Raw genomic sequence first — 18,308 nt, forward strand, 5'->3', positions numbered from 1 at the left:
GAGCGGGAGCAAGCTCCCTCGCCACAAACAGCCCTTCACCCTGCGAATGCGATGCTCAATCCAGCATCAACACCTTCGCCAAAATGATCTTCGGCCCTTTCATCTTCTTGATGATGATCCGCAAGCCTTCGACTTCCAGCACTTCTTCCTCTTCCGGCACCCGTTTCAGGGTTTCGTAGACCAGCCCGGCGAGGGTTTCTGCTTCGATGTGGTCCAGATCGATGCCCAGCAGGCGTTCCACCTTGAACAGCGGCGTATCGCCCCGCACCAGCAGCTTGCCTGGCTGATACGCGAGGATCCCGCGTTCGGCCTTGCGGTGTTCGTCCTGAATGTCGCCCACCAGCACTTCCAGCACGTCTTCCATGGTCAGGTAGCCGATGATGTTACCGTCGGCTTCCTCGACCAGAGCGAAATGCGAACCGCCCTTGCGGAATTGTTCCAGCAACTGCGACAGCGGCATGTGGCGCGACACGCGCTCCAGCGGCCGGGTCAGTTCGGCGAGGTTGAACGACTCGGGAATGTGATCCAGTGCGGCCAGTTCCAGCAGCAAATCCTTGATGTGCAGCAGGCCGACGAACTCCTGGCGCTCGCTGTCATACACCGGGTAGCGGCTGAACTTGTGGCGACGGAACATCGCCAGAATTTCCTTGAGCGGCGCGTTGAACTCCAGCGTGACCAGGTCTTCCCGGGAGTTGGCCCAGTCGACCACTTCCAGCTCGCCCATTTCCACTGCCGAGGCCAACACGCGCATGCCTTGGTCGCTCGGGTCCTGGCCACGGCTGGAATGCAGGATCAGTTTCAATTCTTCACGGCTGTAATGGTGCTCGTGATGAGGGCCGGGTTCACCCTGGCCGGCGATGCGCAGGATCTGGTTGGCGCTGGCGTTGAGCAAGTAGATGGCCGGGTACATGGCCCAGTAGAACAGGTACAGCGGCACCGCCGTCCAGAGCGACAACAGCTCGGGTTTGCGGATAGCCCAGGATTTCGGGGCCAGTTCGCCGACCACGATGTGCAGGTACGAAATGATGAAGAACGCGGTGAAGAACGACACGCCCTTGACCACTTCGGCGGACTCTACGCCAACAGCGCTGAGTATCGGCTCGAGGAGATGCGCGAACGCCGGTTCACCGACCCAACCAAGGCCCAGGGAGGCGAGGGTGATACCCAGCTGGCAGGCCGAGAGGTAAGCATCGAGCTGACTGTGCACGGTGCGCAGGATATGTCCGCGCCAGCCGTGTTGTTCAGCGATGGCTTCGACCCGGGTCGAGCGCAGTTTGACCATGGCAAATTCCGCCGCAACGAAAAAGCCGTTGAGCAAAACCAGGATCAGAGCAAAAAGAATCATGCCGAAATCGGCGAAGAGTGTCGCGAGGGTCAAGCCAGGGGAAGGGTCCATGATGGGGTTTTGCGGGTTCCGTGTATTCGAAAGGAAAGAAAAAAGTGCGCCTGAAGGGCAGGCACAAGTCAGCCAATGTAGCGGCTGACCGGGCAATTGCCTAGTGGCGAGTGCTGACTGGTATCAGTCGGCGGCGCTGATGACCCGGGATTTGGTGACCTGGGCTGGCGCAAAATGGCAAGTAAACGTGCTGCCGTGGCCCGGCACACTGCTGATTTCCATACGTGCCCGGTGGCGCAGCAACACATGTTTGACGATGGCCAGCCCCAGCCCGGTGCCGCCGGTGTTGGAGTTGCGGCTGGAATCGACGCGATAGAAGCGTTCAGTCAGGCGCGGCAAGTGTTTGCTATCGATGCCAATCCCCGAATCCTGCACGCTCAGGTGTGCGCCTTGATCGTCACCCCACCAGCGAATGCGGATATTGCCCTCGGCCGGTGTGTACTTCACTGCGTTGAACACCAGATTGGAGAACGCGCTACGCAATTCCGCTTCGCTACCCTTGAGCAGAATCGTCGGATCGGCTTCCAGGGTGATGTGCTGATTACGTTGACCGGACAGTTGCTGAGCGTCGCCCTTGATCGATTGCAGCAGGCTGTCGATGGACACCGGTTGATTATCCGACGGGTAATCGGTGGCTTCCAGTTTGGCCAGCAGCAGCAAATCGTTAAGCAAGGTCTGCATGCGTCCGCCTTGCTGCTGCATCTGCTGCAGGGCGCGGGTCCAGCGCGGGTTCACTTCCTCGACGTTGTCGAGCAGGGTTTCCAGGTACCCGCAGATCACCGTCAGCGGTGTGCGTAGCTCATGGGACACGTTGGCGATGAAGTCTTTGCGCATCTGCTCCAGCTGATGGATACGCGTCACGTCGCGTACCAGCATCAAGTGTTCGTTGTTGCCGTAGCGAGTGATGTACAGCTGAATGCGCAGACGATCATTGATCGGCGAAGGGATTTCCAGCGGCTCGGCGTAGCTGTCCTGCTCGAAGTATTCCTTGAAGCGCGGATGGCGCACCAGATTGGTCACGGGCTGACCGCTGTCCTGGGGGGTCTTGAGGCCAAGCAAGGTTTCGGCGGCGCGGTTCCACCATTCCAGGTTGCCGTCGCTGTCGAGCATGATTACCGCGTCTTTCAGCGCAGCGGTGGATTCCTGGACCCGGTCGATCACCGCTTGCAAGCGCCCGCGCACTCGTTGGTCGCGGCGTTGCAGGTGGTAAATGCTGTCGAACACTTCGCCCCACAGACCATAGCCATCGGGCGGTGCTTCATCGGGTTTGTGCAGGCGTAGCCATTCGTGCAAACGCAGCAGTTGCTTGAGGGTCCACGCCAGGTAAAGGCCCAGGCCCACGGCGAGGCTCCAGCCGTAGTAGCCGGAAATCAGGCCGATCACCAGGCAGGCGGTGACCAGCAACAGCATGTGGCGAATCAGGGTGCCATGCCAGTTTTGGTTCACGGAAAATATGCGTCCTTGTCAGCGAGTCTGGCGGTCGGCTCAGGCCTTGGTGGAAAACCGGTAGCCAGTGCCGCGCACGGTTTGTACCAGATTTTCGTAGGCATCGCCGAGGGCTTTGCGCAGGCGACGGATGTGCACATCGACGGTGCGCTCTTCGACATAGACATTGCCGCCCCAGACCTGATCCAGCAACTGGCCGCGGGTGTAGGCACGTTCCTGGTGGGTCATGAAAAATTGCAGCAAACGGTACTCGGTCGGGCCCATCTCGGCGGGTTTGCCGTCGATGGTCACCCGGTGGCTGATCGGGTCCAGCAGCAGGCCGCCGACTTCGATCGGCGTCTCGCCATCGGTTGGCCCGGCACGGCGCAGCACGGCCTTCAGGCGCGCAACCAGCTCACGTGGGGAGAAAGGCTTGGTGATGTAGTCATCGGCGCCGACTTCCAGGCCCTGGATCTTGTTGTCCTCTTCGCCCTTGGCGGTGAGCATGATGATCGGGATATCCCCGGTCAGCTCATCGCGCTTGAGGCGGCGGGCCAGTTCGATGCCGGAGGTGCCGGGCAGCATCCAGTCGAGCAGGATCAGGTCCGGTTTGCGGTCGACGATAATGGCATGGGCCTGCTGCGAGTTCTCCGCCTCCAGGCAGTCATAGCCGGCCATTTCCAACGCAACGGCGATCATTTCGCGAATGGGCGCTTCGTCGTCGACGATCAGAATGCTCCTGCCAACCATGCCTTAATCCTCTTGTCATTTAACTGTCTTGCGCCGCATTAGATAACGGAATTATTGCAGTCGTGTGACAGTATTTTAGCCGTCCTGCGATTGGCGTGATCCTGAACTAAGCTCTAAGTCCGAATCCTGACAACCACAAGAGGAAGGTTTCCATGAATCACATTGCTCAATCCTGGAAGGCCCTGCTGGTCACGGCTGCGCTAACGCTGCCGTCCCTGGCCTTTGCTGCCGATCCGGCCATGATGAAAGACGGAATGATGGTCGATCACAAGGGCATGACGGTGTACACATACGACAAGGACTCAGGCGGTAAGTCGATGTGCAACGGCGAGTGCGCTGAATACTGGCCGCCAATGATGGCGCCGGCGGGCGCCAAGCCCGAAGGCAAATGGAGCACGATCAAGCGTGACGACGGTAAGATGCAGTGGGCCTATGATGGCAAGCCGCTTTACACCTTCATGAAGGACAAAAAACCCGGTGACATGGCAGGCGACAATATGAAGAACGTCTGGCACATCATGCGCGAGCATAAATAAGCGATTCGCCTGCGCCGTAAACAGTTCGCGGCCTGCAGTCGCTCCATCCCTCTGTTGGAGCTGGCACAGGCTGCGATCTTTTCCAACGGTCAACGCAACGCGTAATCCAGCACAATCCCCACGAAAATCGCCAACCCGGCCCAGTGATTGTGCAAAAACGCCTGGAAGCAGCGCATCCGGTCCTTGCTGCGGGTGTACCAGAACTCCCACGCAAAACAACCCGCCGCCGCCAGCAATCCAAGGTGGAACCAGCCGCCGAGCTGGAATTTCGAACCCGCCAGCAGCAAACACCCCAGTGCCAATCCTTGCAGGGTCAGAATGATCACCCTGTCGGCGTCGCCAAACAGAATCGCCGTGGATTTCACCCCGATCTTCAGGTCGTCATCGCGGTCGGTCATGGCGTAATAGGTGTCGTAGCCAACGGTCCACAACAAGTTGGCGATCCACAATAACCAGGCCGCCGCCGGCAGTTCACCGGTTTCGGCGGTGAACGCCATGGGCATGCCCCAGGAGAACGCCGCGCCTAGCACCACTTGCGGGTAGTAGGTGTAGCGCTTCATAAATGGATAACTGAACGCCAGGGCCAAACCGCCCAGCGACAGCCACACGGTCTTCGCGTTAGTACACAGCACCAGCAGGAAACTCACGCCCATCAGCACCGCGAAGAACACCAGGGCTTCTTTCGAGCTGATCTTGCCGCTCACCAGTGGCCGCTGTTCGGTGCGTTTCACGTGGCCGTCGACCTTACGGTCCGCCCAATCGTTGATCACGCAACCGCCGGCACGGGTCAGTACCACACCGAGCACGAAAATCACGATATTGGCCAATGAAGGCGAACCTTCACCGGCAATCCAGAGTGCCCACAACGTTGGCCACAGCAGCAGATAAATGCCTATCGGCTTGTCCATGCGAGTCAGCTGAATGAAATCCCAGGCCCGTGGGTTCAAGCGATTCAGGGACTTGAGCAGGCTCTGGTACATCAGCAATTCTCCGGATGGGCGCGGGCGGCGCTCCACAAGGTCGGCAGGAAGATCTCGGCCACCAGCACGCTCAAGGCGCCGCGGTCGAAACGCGAGCGCCGGCCCCACAGTTCAGGCGCCTGAGCATCCATCGGTAGCCATGCTTGAGGATAGTGACAAACCTCAATGGCCCGGCGCTGAAATGCCCGATCACAAAACAGCAATTCGCCCAGCGAACGGCTGCCCAATTCATCCATATGCAATCCATCGCCCTGCAACGCACTACGCGCCGCCACGCTGCGGGCAAACACCCAGGCTTCACCGTGCCCGCGCAGATACACCTCGCGCACCCAGCCTTCACTGCCTTCGGCCAGCTCCAGCGCAGCACATTCATCGGCGCGCAGCGGTTGCCAGCCTTCGAACAGCGGCGTGACACTGAAACCGTCATTCGACAGGCGGATCAAGCGCCGGGTCAGCGACCCTTCATCGAACAGCCAATCGAGCGTAGACGTGTCGGGAAGGGGCGTCAGTTGGCTTCGAGGGAGCCAGACCGGTATCGCGGAGGGGGATTTTGAGTGCGGCACAGTGAGTCATTATTGGCAGCAAATGAGGCGGCGAGCTTACCATGTCAGGCGGTGAATTTGATTGGCCCCGCCTGCCGTTGCGCCGAACAGGCTTGCATCTGTCGGGTCCGATCAGTACAAAACGCCCTGAGCCGGACGGCAACGCTTCACCGATCGACCGTTCGCGCCGGCAAAAGCCTGAATCCTGAGGAAGTACCTGAATGAAAAAGTGGCAATGTGTGGTCTGCGGCCTGATCTATAACGAAGCCGAGGGCTGGCCGGACGACGGTATTGCAGCGGGCACGCCGTGGCAGGACGTACCGGAAGACTGGCTGTGCCCGGACTGCGGCGTGGGCAAGATGGATTTCGAAATGATCGAAATCAACTAAGAACCTGGGAGTAAGGGAATGAACGCACCTGTCGTGATCGTCGGCACTGGGCTGGCTGGCTACAACCTGGCCCGGGAGTTTCGCAAACTCGATGGCGAAACCCCGCTGCTGCTGATTACCGCAGATGACGGACGCTCCTACTCCAAGCCGATGCTCTCCACCGGCTTCGGCAAGAATAAAGACGCCGACGGCCTGAGCATGGCCGAACCGGGTGCCATGGCCGAGCAATTGAAAGCCGAAGTGCGTACCCACACGCGCATCAGCGGTATCGATCCGGGCCATAAACGCCTGTGGATCGGCGAAGAAGCGGTGATCTACCGTGACCTGATCCTGGCGTGGGGCGCGGAAACCGTGCGGGTGCCGATCGAAGGCGACGCGGCCGATGCCGTTTTCCCGATCAATGATCTTGAAGACTACGCACGCTTTCGCGCGGCCGCGGCCGGCAAGCGCCGGGTATTGCTGCTGGGCGCCGGTTTGATCGGCTGCGAATTCGCCAACGATCTCATCCTCGGTGGTTACGAGGTGCAACTGGTTGCACCGTGCGAGCAGGTCATGCCGACCTTGCTGCACCCGGCGGCGGCCGCAGCGGTCCAGGCCGGCCTGGAAAGCCTGGGCGCGCGCTTCCACCTCGGGCCGGTGCTCAATCGCTTGCAGCGAGTGGCGGACGGCCTGGAAGCGCACCTGTCCGACGGCCAGGTCATCCCTTGCGATGTGGTGGTGTCGGCCATCGGTCTGCGTCCGCGCATTGACCTGGCGGCCGCTGCCGGGCTGCAGGTCAATCGCGGCGTGGTGGTGGACCGTCACCTGAAAACCTCTCACGCCAACATTTACGCCCTGGGCGACTGCGCCGAGGTCGATGGGCTGAATCTGTTGTACGTCATGCCCCTCATGAGCTGTGCGAGAGCGCTGGCCCAGACCCTCGCCGGAAACCCTACAGCGGTGAGTTATGGCCCGATGCCGATCACCGTGAAAACACCGGTCTGCCCATTGGTGGTTTCGCCGCCACCACGGGGCGCGGAAGGCGTCTGGACGGTCGAAGGGCAGGGGGCAGACATCAAGGTGCTGTGCCGTGACAGCGCCGGCCAATTACTGGGCTATGCCCTGACAGGCGCGGCGGTGATGGAAAAACTCGCCCTGAACAAAGAGCTTCCGGCCTTGCTGGCGTAAATAGCGGTCGTTCTGTCGGAATCACCCCGCTTTTGCCCCCACAAAGGTCGCGGGGAGACTGGCGCCGGTCTTAAGCGCGTGCCATCCTCACTCCCGTCTGCCGCAGAGTAGAGCACCTGCGGCGCCTTAGGCGCTGTTCCAACGAGAACAGCACGGACATAACAACAAAAAACCGTCAAAGGGGCTTCACTAATGCGTAAACCAGAACTCGCCGCTGCAATTGCGGAAAAAGCAGACCTCACCAAAGAACAGGCCAACCGCGTTCTCAACGCCGTTCTCGAAGAAATCACCGGCGCTCTGCACCGCAAAGACAGCGTCACGCTGGTGGGCTTCGGCACCTTCCTGCAACGCCATCGCGGTGCCCGTACGGGCAAAAACCCGCAGACCGGTGAGCCAGTCAAAATCAAGGCCAGCAACACTGTTGCGTTCAAGCCAGGCAAGTCTTTGAAAGACAGCGTTAATCCGTAACACGCACCGACTTCCCGCATAGCGGGTGAGCGGGATATAAAAAATGGGCACGCCAACGAGGTTGGGTGCCCATTTTTTCTGTCTGGCGGATCAGCCGACTCGGCTTTGTTTCCTGGCGAGAATCGCTGCTATTTCCGGCTCATTCAGGTGATCCAGCGCGCGCTCCACCAACAAATGCACCCCGTCGGCCAGGCGGCTGAGCGACAGGGCTACGGAGCGGCGTGAACCGTCCACGTCGTCGGCGAGGTCGGCGGCGATGGCGCTGATGGACAAGATATCTTCCGAGGCATTGGCGAGGAGGGCTTCAGTGTTGATGCCCGGGCAGACGCTGAAGAGTTGGCCTTTGCGTTTCGGTGGCTTTGGTTCGGCTGGCGGGAAGTGATGGTCGAGGGCGCGCTCGGCGGCGTCGTTGAGTTTTTTTGAATTGGGACTTTCATATGGGGAGACCGGATCGGTGTCCGGTGGGTTGGGTGTAACTTTGAACATGATCTTCAATTCCTTGAGTGATGCTGACACCTCTTCGCCGACTAAACGAAGGGGGTGGCAGCTGTACGCAGGTTAGTCGGACCGGGGAATTGAAGAAGCCGGCGCACCCAAAGGTGCCCTACGCACAGCTACCATCAAATGCAGGTAGGAAATACCTGTCTGACGGACGCTTGAACAACTTCAATTACCAGCGGGCGACTAAACCCGACCACTGACGATCAGTGACACGAATCAAGTTACCGACCGGCCCCAAAGCGCACAAGCCGGCGGATTCTGGCGTAGCCGTAGGCAACGACGCAAGGTGTTGTAGCTTTCACGACGTTACCTACAAGGCTTTTAAACAAGCACTGTCAGGCATTGGCGTGGGACCGACTGGAAAACCATTTTTGATCAGGATTGGGGTTGCCTACGTAATCGTCAGGCAGAAGGTACCGTCGATCTCGGTGAATCGGTCCTAGAGCCCTCGGTCATGGTCAGGCTTTTTTATTTAAATAGAACTTCAGATATTTTTTTGGTCTTTCTTGAAAGGCTCGTGCCTTACCGAAGCTATAAGCATCGTCAAAGTATTTATAAGCCTGTGAATGATCTTCCAGTTCAAAGTAGACCATTCCCAAGTTGATCAACGGACCTGTATCGATATCTGACTCTCGGCCATCCAAGGTCTTTTGTGCCCAATCTTTAGCGGCCTCAAAGTCACCGTTGTCGAAGTGCAGGTTGAAAAAAGAACCTGTGACCCATGACGACAGAGGTGTCCATTCAAGTTTTGGCTCAGGAAGCAAGTCCCATGCTTTTTGGTACAAGGTTTGGGCTTCATCTTTTTTGTTTTGCACGTCGAGCTCATTGCCCGAGGCCATGATGGCCACTATTTCATCTGCCAACGTGGGTTTTTTATCTGCTAAATCTTTCATATAACAATCCTTTCCTGATATATGGGGTTTTCAACCTCGCCGAGTGGGTAGCCGTTGGTGTCGTGCTCGGTTTTTTCGATGCGCCGGCCCAGCGGGTCGTAGGTCATCCTGACCACACTGCCGTTTTTGTTGCGCACTTCAATCAATCGACTCTCGGCGTCGTAACCTAAGCGCTACAGGTCCCGTTTAGCGCTGCGTTTTTCGATCATCCGGCCAGACGCGTCATAGCGGTAATGCTTATCCCGGTAGGTCAGCAGTTTGTTGTGCACCACCAGCCCGGCGCCATGCTTCGGGCTGCCCTACAGTTCGTGGCGAGGGAGCTTGCTCCCGCTCGGCGGCGCAGCCGTCGTAAACCGGCTGATGCGGTCTACCTGGAAGAATGTATCAACCCTTTTGGGGCGGCTGCGCCACCCAACGGGAGCAAGCTCCCTCGCCACAGGGGATCTGCGTTTCTAACCAAGTCCGCTACTTGTGCGGCATTGGCTCATTCACTTCTCGTCCAAATCTTCCTCATCGATCAGCCCTTGAACAAACCGAAGGAAATTCGAGCAGACCAGCTTTTCGGATTCAGCCTGATTTTCTTCAGGGCTTAGGTCACTATCAAAGCTGTCAGTGGTGAAGTAACTAACGGCCTCCGTATCAAGATTCAGGCAAAAGAAGTTACCACCCCAGTCGTTCGCGAAAGGCAGAAGGTGTGCAGGAAGTACCTGTTTTTTTAGCATCAACTGGTAGGTGGATAGCAGCGAGGAGTCGCCACCGGGAATTGGCTTGAATGCAGCCACTTCCAGTGGCTCGTCAAAATCTTCGCTGACCCAATAGGTCCGCTCCGGTACACCTCCGTTGTACTTGAGATAATGGTTTTTAAAGGGCGTCGGTAGCTTCTTACCAATGGCGCATTCCAGGTGATCCAGATCCGCTGGCGTAATGGCCGCCTCGTCATTCGAAAATGTGTTTTCGAGCATCATTAATCTCAGCGTTAATGGATCCTCACCGTTCTGATCCACTTTTTCATAAGGGATCAATTCAGCCGCCCTTGAGTAAATCGATTGGTTTGGTTTCGGTTAGTTGGATCTTGAAAAGGGTAATCACCTGCATGCTGAGTGAAACCTAGGCCCTATCTATTGAGCCGACCTTCTCCGTATCGACCACTTCTGCACCTACCAGATCTAGTTCTTTAAGCACAGTGGCGGCGTGAGGCGAAAGAAATACGAATCCAAGTAAAGTTATTTCATCGATACTAAAAAAATCGATGCTGACATTTTCTTTGATTGTCAGGCTGATGATATTTTTGATTTCGCCGCTCGCTCGAAAATTAATCTTCGACTGTGTCTGATCGATCACGTCCACAGGCTCCTTGTCTATTCGTTGCTGGCGCATAAAAAAATATTGGCGCTGTGCGACCGAAACGCCTTTTGGGTTGACAATCTCCAGTTCTGCGATCTCCCATCGGGAAGTCTTGAGGGTCTGGAAGACTTTCAGGAAGCGCTCACTGACAATATGCCCCTCAAAGGCTGTGCAAAAGTCAAAGTCATAGCGCTTGTCCTTGGTAATCAGCACCAGCTTTTTCGGGAGGGGAGCGAGAGCTTCGTCGGGGCCCGCGTCGTGCCAGTCGGCATCCATCGCATCGTCATAGGCGCCAGGGCTGAACGACTCATGAATGACGCCATCAATGAAGGTGGGGCAGTTTTTGTCTTTCTTGAATGCAAGGGTATAGAACATGAAAGCCTCTTGTCTCATGAGGGCCAGAAGCCTAGGCCTGATTTTTATAAGGGACAAACGTGCGGTTGGCGATATAGAAACCCAAGCCTTTGTTGCTTTTGAATTTTTTCTCGATCATAGAATCGGCCAACTGCTGAGAGATCAGAAGGTCTCCTGACTCTGGCTCACGAGCGATTCCGCGCATGCCGGCAGCATCGTCCAGGAACCAGGTTTTAGTGAAATAGATGATCGATCCGTCATCATCCCGTTCAGCGGCAGATTGCCCTTGATCTATCGCGTTGACGGTATTGATTGCATTCACTATGAAAAAAGCTTCGTCGACCTCTTCCCCGTCTGCAATGACGACAGCAGGTTGAATGAGTTGAATGTCCTGAGCAGATTGATGGGTGAGAAAATCCGCAAGTCGCTCAGTGACTAATGGGACTCCCCCAAGTAGCCATAGGCAGTCATACGCAAGCAGCTTTTTTTTCTTGCACGGAAAATAGACCTTTGGCTTGTCCATATTCAATGGATAGGGTTTTCCCGCCAACAATGACAGGTAGTCAAAATTCGAACCGGCGGTTTCATAAGAACCGCTTTCGATGTCATACGAGCCGATCAGTTGTTCGCTGTAATAGGTAGGGGCTTTCCAACTTAAGATCATGCTTGATTTTCCTAATCGTAATAAGCGCCGGGACGGGCATTTTTGTTCAGTTGCCTCTCGCCGGAACGGAGTAGTTTGCGCTCATCGGAAACTATTTTATCCAGGGCCTTGCGATATTGCGCCTGGTTCCAGTTGTTCCGCTTGCCGGCTTTCTCTACTTGGGTCATTCGTCCGGCCAGGTTGTCGTTGACTCTGCCGGCGTGGCGTCCCTCATGGATTGATCGGCGTCCGTCGGTCATGGCGGTAGCCTTATTGGGTAGGAAAATTTTATTTTGTCTGCTTTGCAAGTCAAATCCAGCTAACTTGAGCAGCGGATGATTTTTGGTGCTGGCGTGTTTATCACTCAGTATGTGATGGTCCTGATAGCCCTGTTTTTTCAGCTTGTTGATTCGTTTGTTAATGGATGACGAGCAACTCCATCCCAACGGGTCCACCCACTCGAGTGGGTTGGCCGCATACAGATATAGATTGATTCCCCCTGCCAACCCAATCGGATCCGGCGTCGTAAACCGCCCCACATCCGGATCATAAAACCTGAACGTATTGAAATGCAGCCCCGTTTCCCGGTCCAGGTACTGCCCCTGAAATCTCAGGTTCTGCTCTTCAATGTAATACGGCTCACGCACCTCTTCTAACGTGTTGCCCCACACCCGATAAGTCGCCTGCCAGACGTTGTGGCCGTCCGCTTCGGTGAGCTGTTCCGGCAGGCCGTTGAGGTCGTTGTGGTAGTAGCGGATTTTTTGCAGCGGGGCGGTGCCGTCAACCCGGGCCAGGGGGTCGTAGCCTTCGTCTTCGTAGAGGTAAAGGCTGGTCTGTTGATGGCGATGTTCCTGCAACAGGCGCAGGCCATCCCAGGTGAAGCGGGTTTCTCCCAGTGGATAACCGTTGGGGTCGTGCTCGGTTTTTTCGATGCGTCGGCCCAGCGGGTCGTAGGTCATCCTGACCACGCTGCCGTTGTCATTGCGCACTTCAATCAATCGACTCTCGGCGTCGTAACCGAAGCGCTGCAGGCCCCGTTTAGCGCTGCGTTTTTCGATCATCCGGCCAAACGCGTCGTAGCGGTAACGCTTGTCCTGGAAGGTCAGCAGTTTGTTGTGCACCACCAGCCCGGCGCCGGGTTGTGGGCCGTCCAGCAGGTTGGCGGCGGCGTCGTAGGCGAAGGTTTCGCGCTGGCCGTGCAGGCTGTCCTGGCTGGCGATGATGCGGCCGGTGGCGTCGTAGTGCAGCAGTTGGCGGTGTTGCGCAGCGGGTTGTTGGTCGAGTTTACCGATCAGGTTGTCGGCGGGGTCGTACTCGAAATGTTTCTGCACGGCGGCCGGCATCAGCGATGGCTGGCTGCTGTGTCGGCGTTGGCGTGAGCGTAAGCGTCCGCTGCGGTCGTATTCGCTGCGGGTGCTGATCTGGCCTTGGGTGCGCAGCACTTCGCGGTGCAGGCGATCACGTTCGAAGTCGCTGATGACCTGGCCGTCGAGGTTGATCTGGTGCAGGTGGCCGCTGCCGTAGTGCAGGCGATTGATCCAGCGGCCGTCGGGCAGTTGGGTCTGGATCAGGTTGCCGAGTTCGTCGTAGTGGTAGTGCAGGCTCCCGACCGCGCTTTGTTCTTCGAGCAATTGGCCGAGGGCATCGTAGGCGAAGCTCAGGGTTTGTGCGTTGCCGTGGTGGTCGGTGAAGGTGACGGCGGTGAGCTGGTCCAGCGGATCGTAGGTGTAGTCGGTGCGGCCATCGTCGGTGACTTTGGCGATCAGCCGGCCGACGGCGTCGCGTTCCAGTCGATGAGCGATAGGGGCCAGAGGCGTCTCGGGGACCACGGCCAAGCCGTTGCCATAAAGCGCCGGAACAGCCGTGACCGCCGCGACGTTATCCAGCAGGTCATAGGTGTAGCGCTTGGCGCTGCCATCCAGATCCTGTTGTTCGGTCAACCGATCCCCAGCATCCCAGGCAAACCGATAACTCTCGCCGTTTTCATTGATCAGCGCTTGCAGCCGCCCGTAGCTGTCATACCCGAACTGCACTTGCCGGCCGTGGGCGTCGGTGCGCTGACGCACCTGGCCGCGACGGTTGTGTTGGTAGAGCGTGGTGTGCCCGGCCGGGTCGGTGTAGCCGATCAATTGGCCGCTGACGTCGCGTTGGTACTGCTCGGTACGCCCGTCCGGCAATTGGCTGCTGAGCAGGCGCCCTTGGGCGTCGTAGCTGAATTGGGTGCGTTCGCCGAGGGCGTCGGTGATGGTTTGCAGATAGCCCCGGTTGTCGTAGCTGAACCGCGTCGGATAACCCGAGCAATCGATGTGCTCGACCAATTGGCCGAACGGGTTCCAGCGCAGTTTTTTGCTTTTGCCGGTGGCGTCGATGATCTCCACCACCTGGCCGTGGGTGTCATAGCGGTAGCGGGTGATGTGGTCCAGCGGATCGGTTTCGGCGATGCAGTTGCCGCGCTGATCGTAGCGATACTGCCAGCTGTTGCCGGCGGCGTCGGTGTCCACCAGCGGCAAGGCCCAGAGCTCCAGCCACAAGGTCGAGTCACTGCGGCCCAGCGGGTCGGTTTCGCCGATCAGGTTGCCGGCGTCGTCGTAGCTGTATTGATACTGACCGCCCTGTGGGTCGGTAGCGCTGAGCAACTGGCGCTCGTCGTTCCATTCGAACTGCCAGGTCTGGCCGAGGTTGTCGGTGTATTCGGTGATCTGGTGCTGGCTGTTCCAGCGCCGCGTACTGACGCGTTGCAAGCTATCGGTGATGCGCGTGACACCGGTGCCGAGGTCATAGTCGAACCGGTAAGCGTCGCCCTCGTCGGTCCAGTGCCGGACCACGCGCCATTCCAGGTCTTCAATCAGCGCCCATTCATAGAAGCAGCGCAGCCCGGTGGGCAACTGGTGCTCGACCATTCGCCGTCCGGCGTCGTAGCTGAAGCGCCGTTGTACCTGGTCGGTGGCGTCGCGCACTTCGGCCAGATCGCCCGCTGCGTCGTAGCCATAGCTGGCGAGTACTTCGCGGTGTTGGTCGGGGTACAGGCGTTCAACCCGAGCCACGCGTTCGCGTTCGCGAATCAGCTCGACCTGCACCAGATCGAAGGTGTCGCGCAGCCGCACCAAGCGTCCGGTTTCGTCATAGTCGAGATGGATGCGGTTGTCATTGCGATCACCCAATTGATCAAGGCGCAGGAGCGCCGTATTGCCCGGCGTTGGATTGAACAGGCGATACACGCCGTCATCGCTTTCGATCAACAACTGCCCATTAACGTGGCGTCGAACACTCAGCCCTTCGCCCGCACTGAACACCGCGCCGCCCAAGGGAATCGAACCCATGTCGATGCGCCGGGCCTGCTCATCGGTGTACACCAACGTTTCTCCACCCTCCGGGTGAGGCAGGATTTCAACGCACACCTCGTAGGACACACTCCAACCCGCCCCAAACAACCCGTCGCGCCGCTCGTCGCGGCTGTTGTAGAAGCGCTGCCAATCCATCGGCAAGATGCCGGGCAACACGAAATCCAGCTCGTCATCGCCACCCAGCACCTTGGCCCCGGTCGCCGCGTGCACCGGGTTCGACGAGCCCATGGCGGCGTTGGCCATCGCGCCCATCGCGCTGCTGACGGCCATCGACGTCGCGCCACCGATCAGCATGCACGGCAATTTGCTGAAGAACTTACCCTTGCCACCCTTGAGCATCAGCAATGCGGTGACCGCCAGCCCTACGCCTGGGGTCTTGCCGCTGCGGATCTCACGTACCACCACCGAACCGCCGCCGATGGTGACGTTGGAGGAGATCAGCCCGGACGACACCACCTTGGCGTCGCAGGTACTGCGGTCGCCGCTACGCACGGCGGGCTGGCCGTTGATGGTGACCTTGTCCGAGCCCTCGGCCATAAACTGCGGCGGCATTGGCGGATGCTTCATGCAGACGAGCAGGTCCAGCGGCTTGGGCACCGCGCCGGGTGCCGGGGTGGCAACGGTGGGGCGCCACATCTGGGAGAAGAAGCTTTCGGCCATGTCCAGGTAGCTGGCTTCTGCTTCTGGCTCGGGCGCCTCCAGTTCGGTACCGGCCGGCGCGACATGGGACGGGATCGCCCCGGCGGCGCGAGCGGCGGGAATGTTGTTGGTAAGGGTGTTGGTCGAGCCGGTGAGAATGTTCGCCTGCACCGTGGGCGGAAACAGCGCGTTGCTGAAGCTCTCGCACAGATTGCTTAAGCCTTTGTCGGCCCCGGTCTTGCTCATGGCGAGGCCCACGATCGTGCCCACCACCAGGCCGAGCACGAAGCACCCCAACCCGCCAGTGACGACGGTGATGCCGGTGGCCGCCACCACGGCGGCAGTGGCCAGCGCGGTAATCGCGATGTTGGCCGCCACTTCCAGCACGCCACCGAGGATGTCGGCCATCATCGAGGTGTGATCGAGCGCATCGCCCAGGCGGGCGGCCCAGAGTGCATCAGACATGCAAGGTGCTCATCAGGCCGGAACGTCGAACAACAGCGAACTCTTGATGGTCGCCCAATGCGCGGCTTCGGCATCGCCGAGTTTTTCGGCCTTCACGTAGCTCAGGGCGAGCATTTTGCGGGTGCCGGGCAACACCAGTGCCAACTGGTATTGGAAGACTTTGTCGTTGCCTTTGTTGAACTGGCTGCGCAACTCGATGCCTTCGACTTCCTGGCTGGCGCCCAGACGCACGGCGACGCCCGGTTGAAAACGCAAGTCTTGCACTTGTTTTTCCAGGCGCTTGAGCTGGTCGTCGAAGTTGCTTTGCAGGGTTTCGCCCTCGGCCAGCAAGCTGCGGCTGACAATCAGCGAAGTGCCCAGTTCAGGAAACTTGAGGATGTTGATCGACGCGTCTTGCAGTTCGCCTGCCGGCAGTTGGAACTGGAATTCATTGATTCGGTAAGTCATGGAGCACAGATCTCGTGATTAGCCCTTGGGCTTGGGAAACGCGGCATTGATGTTGGCGTCGATGCTGGCCTTGACGCCCTGGCCGTCAGGCGTGGCGCCAGCGCCGCCGCCGTTGTTCAGGTGCAGCACGCCCCCGGTGTTGAACTCGGCATCACCGCTGGCATAAAAGCTGATTTGCACGCCGGTCAGGTTGATCTGGCCGCTGGCATTGAGCTCCAGGATGCTTTCACCACAGACCAGCCGCAGGTTCTCACCCACTTCAATGACATAGCTCTGGCTGATGCTGTCGGTCTTGCGCTGGCCCACCGAAAGAATGTCTTCCTGTTTGACGATACGCAGGCGGTTGTTGCCGATGGTCACCGTCTCGTTATGCCCAATGCTCTTGTTGCGGTCGTGACCTACCGAGTGGCTTTCATCCACCTCGACCACGATGTCCTGGTTGCGCTCGGCATGGATGTACAGCTGCTCGGCGCCTTTCTTGTCTTCCATGCGGATTTCGTTGAAGTTCGCCGGTGTGCCGCCCTTGCTCGAACGGCTTTTCATGCCGCTTTGGGTGGCGTTTTCCGGCAAGTCGTACGGCACGGTTTGTTCGGCGTTGTAGACGCGGCCGGTGATGATCGGCCGGTCCGGGTCGCCTTCGAGGAAGCTGACGATCACTTCCTGGCCGATCCGCGGGATCTGCATCGAGCCCCAGTTTTTACCGGCCCAGGATTGCGACACGCGAATCCAGCACGAACTGTTTTCGTTGGACTGGTCGTGACGGTCCCAATAGAAATGCACCTTCACCCGGCCGAACTGGTCGGTCCAGATTTCCTCGCCCTTGGGGCCGACCACCAGTGCGGTCTGCGGGCCTTTGACGATAGGCCGGTGGGTGTTGGGCAGGGGGCGGTAGCTTTGTTGCGCGTCGATGCAGGTCAGGCTGCTTTCGAACTGCGCCGAAGCGCCAGCGCCGCCGCTTTCCCCGCTTTCCTGGGCGACGTAGTAACGGGCGCCGGCGATCAGGTATTCGCGGTTCTGGTCTTGGCGGCTGAAGCCCGTGAGGCTGAACAAATGACCTGACCCCAGGCCCCGGGCGTTGCCGGCGAACTCGACCTGTTCGTGCAGCGTCTGCAAGGCTTCGATGCGGGTGCGGGCGTAATGTTCGCCGTCTGCGCTTTGCACATAGGTGCCGGGATAGTCGTACAGCGGATAGTCGCCGGCGGTGTGCGGACGAGGCATGGCCGAGCGCACGTCAATTCGCGCGCTGGGGCGCTGGAAGTCATAGTCGTTGAGTTCCAGCGAACCTGGCTGGACTTCCTGGGCCAGGCGCCAGTCGTGAATGTGATCGCGTTCGCGCTGCTGTTCATTCTTGGGATAGTAGGGCACCGAAGCGTAGCCGGGCACGCTGGTGTGGGCGCCATAGGCATCGGCCAACACCAGCACATGACGACCTTGTTCATGGCGGAAGAAGTAGTAGATCCCTTCCTGCTCCATCAGGCGGCTGACGAAATCAAAGCTGGTTTCGCGATACTGCACGCAGTATTCCCACTCGCGATAGGGCCGGCTCAGGGCATCTTCGAAATCGGAAAAACCCAGGTCGCGAAACACCTGCTTGATGATCTGCGGGATGGTCAGGTTCTGGAAAATCCGGCAATCGGAGGTGCGGGTCAGCAGCCAAAGCCAAGGCCGCAGCGTGGCCTGGTAGCTGGCGAACTGGCCCTGGTCGACGTTCTGGCTGCAACGGGCAACGATGCCATGGAAATAGCGCTCGCCACCGCCGTCCAGTTGCAGGCTCAGGCACATGGGTTTGCCCAGCAATTGGTTGAGGTCGATGGCGTTGTCCAGCGAGTGCAGTTGCAACTCATAGTTGAACAGCCGCCCCAGCTCTTCGCCGCCGCCCATGTCCTTGAGCAACAGCACATCCGGCCCCAGGGGGCTGGTGATTTTTGCCAGGCGTGAGAGTTGCTTGAATAGCATTGGTTATCCCGTAAACGTTTCGTTGCTTTCTTACTGCCGGAACCGGATCCATTGTGGGAGCGAGCCTGC

Annotated in this window: 17 protein-coding genes and 1 pseudogene; 4 read left to right on the top strand and 14 right to left on the bottom strand. The window is 58.7% G+C overall.

What is annotated here, in order from left to right:
• Positions 1 to 55 precede the first annotated feature (55 nt).
• The 3 genes from ACZ9IM_RS23235 to phoB all read right to left on the bottom strand — a co-directional run bounded on the left by ACZ9IM_RS23235 (position 56) and on the right by phoB (position 3,571).
• Positions 56 to 1,396 carry a hemolysin family protein gene (locus tag ACZ9IM_RS23235; protein ID WP_427627443.1) on the bottom strand — a complete coding sequence of 447 codons (1,341 nt, stop codon included), beginning with the start codon at positions 1,394 to 1,396 and terminating at the stop codon, positions 56 to 58.
• Positions 1,397 to 1,519: 123 nt separating this feature from the next.
• The gene (gene phoR / locus ACZ9IM_RS23240) at positions 1,520 to 2,806 is read right to left on the bottom strand and encodes a phosphate regulon sensor histidine kinase PhoR (RefSeq protein WP_219734874.1); all 1,287 of its coding nucleotides are present in this window, start codon (positions 2,804 to 2,806) and stop codon (positions 1,520 to 1,522) included.
• Positions 2,807 to 2,881: 75 nt separating this feature from the next.
• The gene (gene phoB / locus ACZ9IM_RS23245) at positions 2,882 to 3,571 is read right to left on the bottom strand and encodes a phosphate regulon transcriptional regulator PhoB (RefSeq protein ID WP_008150066.1); all 690 of its coding nucleotides are present in this window, start codon (positions 3,569 to 3,571) and stop codon (positions 2,882 to 2,884) included.
• Positions 3,572 to 3,723: 152 nt separating this feature from the next.
• Between phoB and ACZ9IM_RS23250 the strand changes: the two genes are divergently transcribed.
• Positions 3,724 to 4,107 carry a COG4315 family predicted lipoprotein gene (locus tag ACZ9IM_RS23250; protein WP_218395587.1) on the top strand — a complete coding sequence of 128 codons (384 nt, stop codon included), beginning with the start codon at positions 3,724 to 3,726 and terminating at the stop codon, positions 4,105 to 4,107.
• Between the two features lie 89 nt (positions 4,108 to 4,196).
• Here the strand turns inward: ACZ9IM_RS23250 and ubiA are convergent, their stop codons facing one another.
• Both ubiA and ACZ9IM_RS23260 read right to left on the bottom strand, forming a co-directional pair.
• Positions 4,197 to 5,087 carry a 4-hydroxybenzoate octaprenyltransferase gene (ubiA, locus tag ACZ9IM_RS23255; RefSeq protein ID WP_427624012.1) on the bottom strand — a complete coding sequence of 297 codons (891 nt, stop codon included), beginning with the start codon at positions 5,085 to 5,087 and terminating at the stop codon, positions 4,197 to 4,199.
• Positions 5,087 to 5,650 carry a chorismate--pyruvate lyase family protein gene (locus tag ACZ9IM_RS23260; RefSeq protein ID WP_427624013.1) on the bottom strand — a complete coding sequence of 188 codons (564 nt, stop codon included), beginning with the start codon at positions 5,648 to 5,650 and terminating at the stop codon, positions 5,087 to 5,089. Before ACZ9IM_RS23260 ends, ubiA begins: the two co-directional genes overlap by 1 nt.
• A gap of 200 nt (positions 5,651 to 5,850) precedes the next feature.
• Between ACZ9IM_RS23260 and ACZ9IM_RS23265 the strand changes: the two genes are divergently transcribed.
• The 3 genes from ACZ9IM_RS23265 to ACZ9IM_RS23275 all read left to right on the top strand — a co-directional run bounded on the left by ACZ9IM_RS23265 (position 5,851) and on the right by ACZ9IM_RS23275 (position 7,653).
• The gene (locus ACZ9IM_RS23265; RefSeq protein WP_007896465.1) at positions 5,851 to 6,018 is read left to right on the top strand and encodes a rubredoxin; all 168 of its coding nucleotides are present in this window, start codon (positions 5,851 to 5,853) and stop codon (positions 6,016 to 6,018) included.
• Between the two features lie 18 nt (positions 6,019 to 6,036).
• Entirely contained in the window at positions 6,037 to 7,185 is a 1,149-nt protein-coding gene (locus ACZ9IM_RS23270) for an NAD(P)/FAD-dependent oxidoreductase (protein WP_476225049.1), read from the top strand.
• A gap of 192 nt (positions 7,186 to 7,377) precedes the next feature.
• Positions 7,378 to 7,653 carry an HU family DNA-binding protein gene (locus ACZ9IM_RS23275; RefSeq protein ID WP_003213368.1) on the top strand — a complete coding sequence of 92 codons (276 nt, stop codon included), beginning with the start codon at positions 7,378 to 7,380 and terminating at the stop codon, positions 7,651 to 7,653.
• Between the two features lie 90 nt (positions 7,654 to 7,743).
• On the opposite strand, the gene ACZ9IM_RS23280 is transcribed toward ACZ9IM_RS23275, so the two are convergent.
• The 9 genes and pseudogenes from ACZ9IM_RS23280 to ACZ9IM_RS23320 all read right to left on the bottom strand — a co-directional run bounded on the left by ACZ9IM_RS23280 (position 7,744) and on the right by ACZ9IM_RS23320 (position 18,239).
• Positions 7,744 to 8,139 carry a DUF6124 family protein gene (locus ACZ9IM_RS23280; protein WP_218395579.1) on the bottom strand — a complete coding sequence of 132 codons (396 nt, stop codon included), beginning with the start codon at positions 8,137 to 8,139 and terminating at the stop codon, positions 7,744 to 7,746.
• A 473-nt stretch (positions 8,140 to 8,612) separates the two neighbouring features.
• Complete coding sequence (locus ACZ9IM_RS23285; protein ID WP_218395577.1) at positions 8,613 to 9,047, bottom strand: hypothetical protein; 435 nt, start codon at positions 9,045 to 9,047, stop codon at positions 8,613 to 8,615.
• A gap of 35 nt (positions 9,048 to 9,082) precedes the next feature.
• Positions 9,083 to 9,340 (bottom strand): annotated as a pseudogene (locus ACZ9IM_RS23290) (hypothetical protein); the annotation flags it as partial.
• Between the two features lie 195 nt (positions 9,341 to 9,535).
• A complete protein-coding gene (locus tag ACZ9IM_RS23295; protein ID WP_232252229.1) occupies positions 9,536 to 10,069 on the bottom strand; it encodes an SMI1/KNR4 family protein in 534 nt (177 codons plus the stop codon).
• 85 nt (positions 10,070 to 10,154) lie between these two features.
• The gene (locus ACZ9IM_RS23300; RefSeq protein ID WP_064621147.1) at positions 10,155 to 10,766 is read right to left on the bottom strand and encodes an Imm43 family immunity protein; all 612 of its coding nucleotides are present in this window, start codon (positions 10,764 to 10,766) and stop codon (positions 10,155 to 10,157) included.
• Between the two features lie 31 nt (positions 10,767 to 10,797).
• Positions 10,798 to 11,409 carry an imm11 family protein gene (locus ACZ9IM_RS23305; protein WP_076029261.1) on the bottom strand — a complete coding sequence of 204 codons (612 nt, stop codon included), beginning with the start codon at positions 11,407 to 11,409 and terminating at the stop codon, positions 10,798 to 10,800.
• A gap of 11 nt (positions 11,410 to 11,420) precedes the next feature.
• Positions 11,421 to 15,836, bottom strand: a complete 4,416-nt coding sequence (locus ACZ9IM_RS23310; protein ID WP_476225051.1) for an RHS repeat-associated core domain-containing protein — start codon at positions 15,834 to 15,836, stop codon at positions 11,421 to 11,423.
• Positions 15,837 to 15,848: 12 nt separating this feature from the next.
• Positions 15,849 to 16,283, bottom strand: coding sequence for a DcrB-related protein (locus tag ACZ9IM_RS23315; RefSeq protein ID WP_008007718.1), 435 nt, complete (start codon positions 16,281 to 16,283; stop codon positions 15,849 to 15,851).
• Positions 16,284 to 16,301: 18 nt separating this feature from the next.
• On the bottom strand, positions 16,302 to 18,239 hold the full coding sequence (locus ACZ9IM_RS23320) for a type VI secretion system Vgr family protein (RefSeq protein WP_427624019.1): 1,938 nt from the start codon (positions 18,237 to 18,239) through the stop codon (positions 16,302 to 16,304).
• Positions 18,240 to 18,308 lie beyond the last annotated feature (69 nt).

The sequence above is a fragment of the Pseudomonas sp. TE12508 genome (assembly GCF_056279485.1).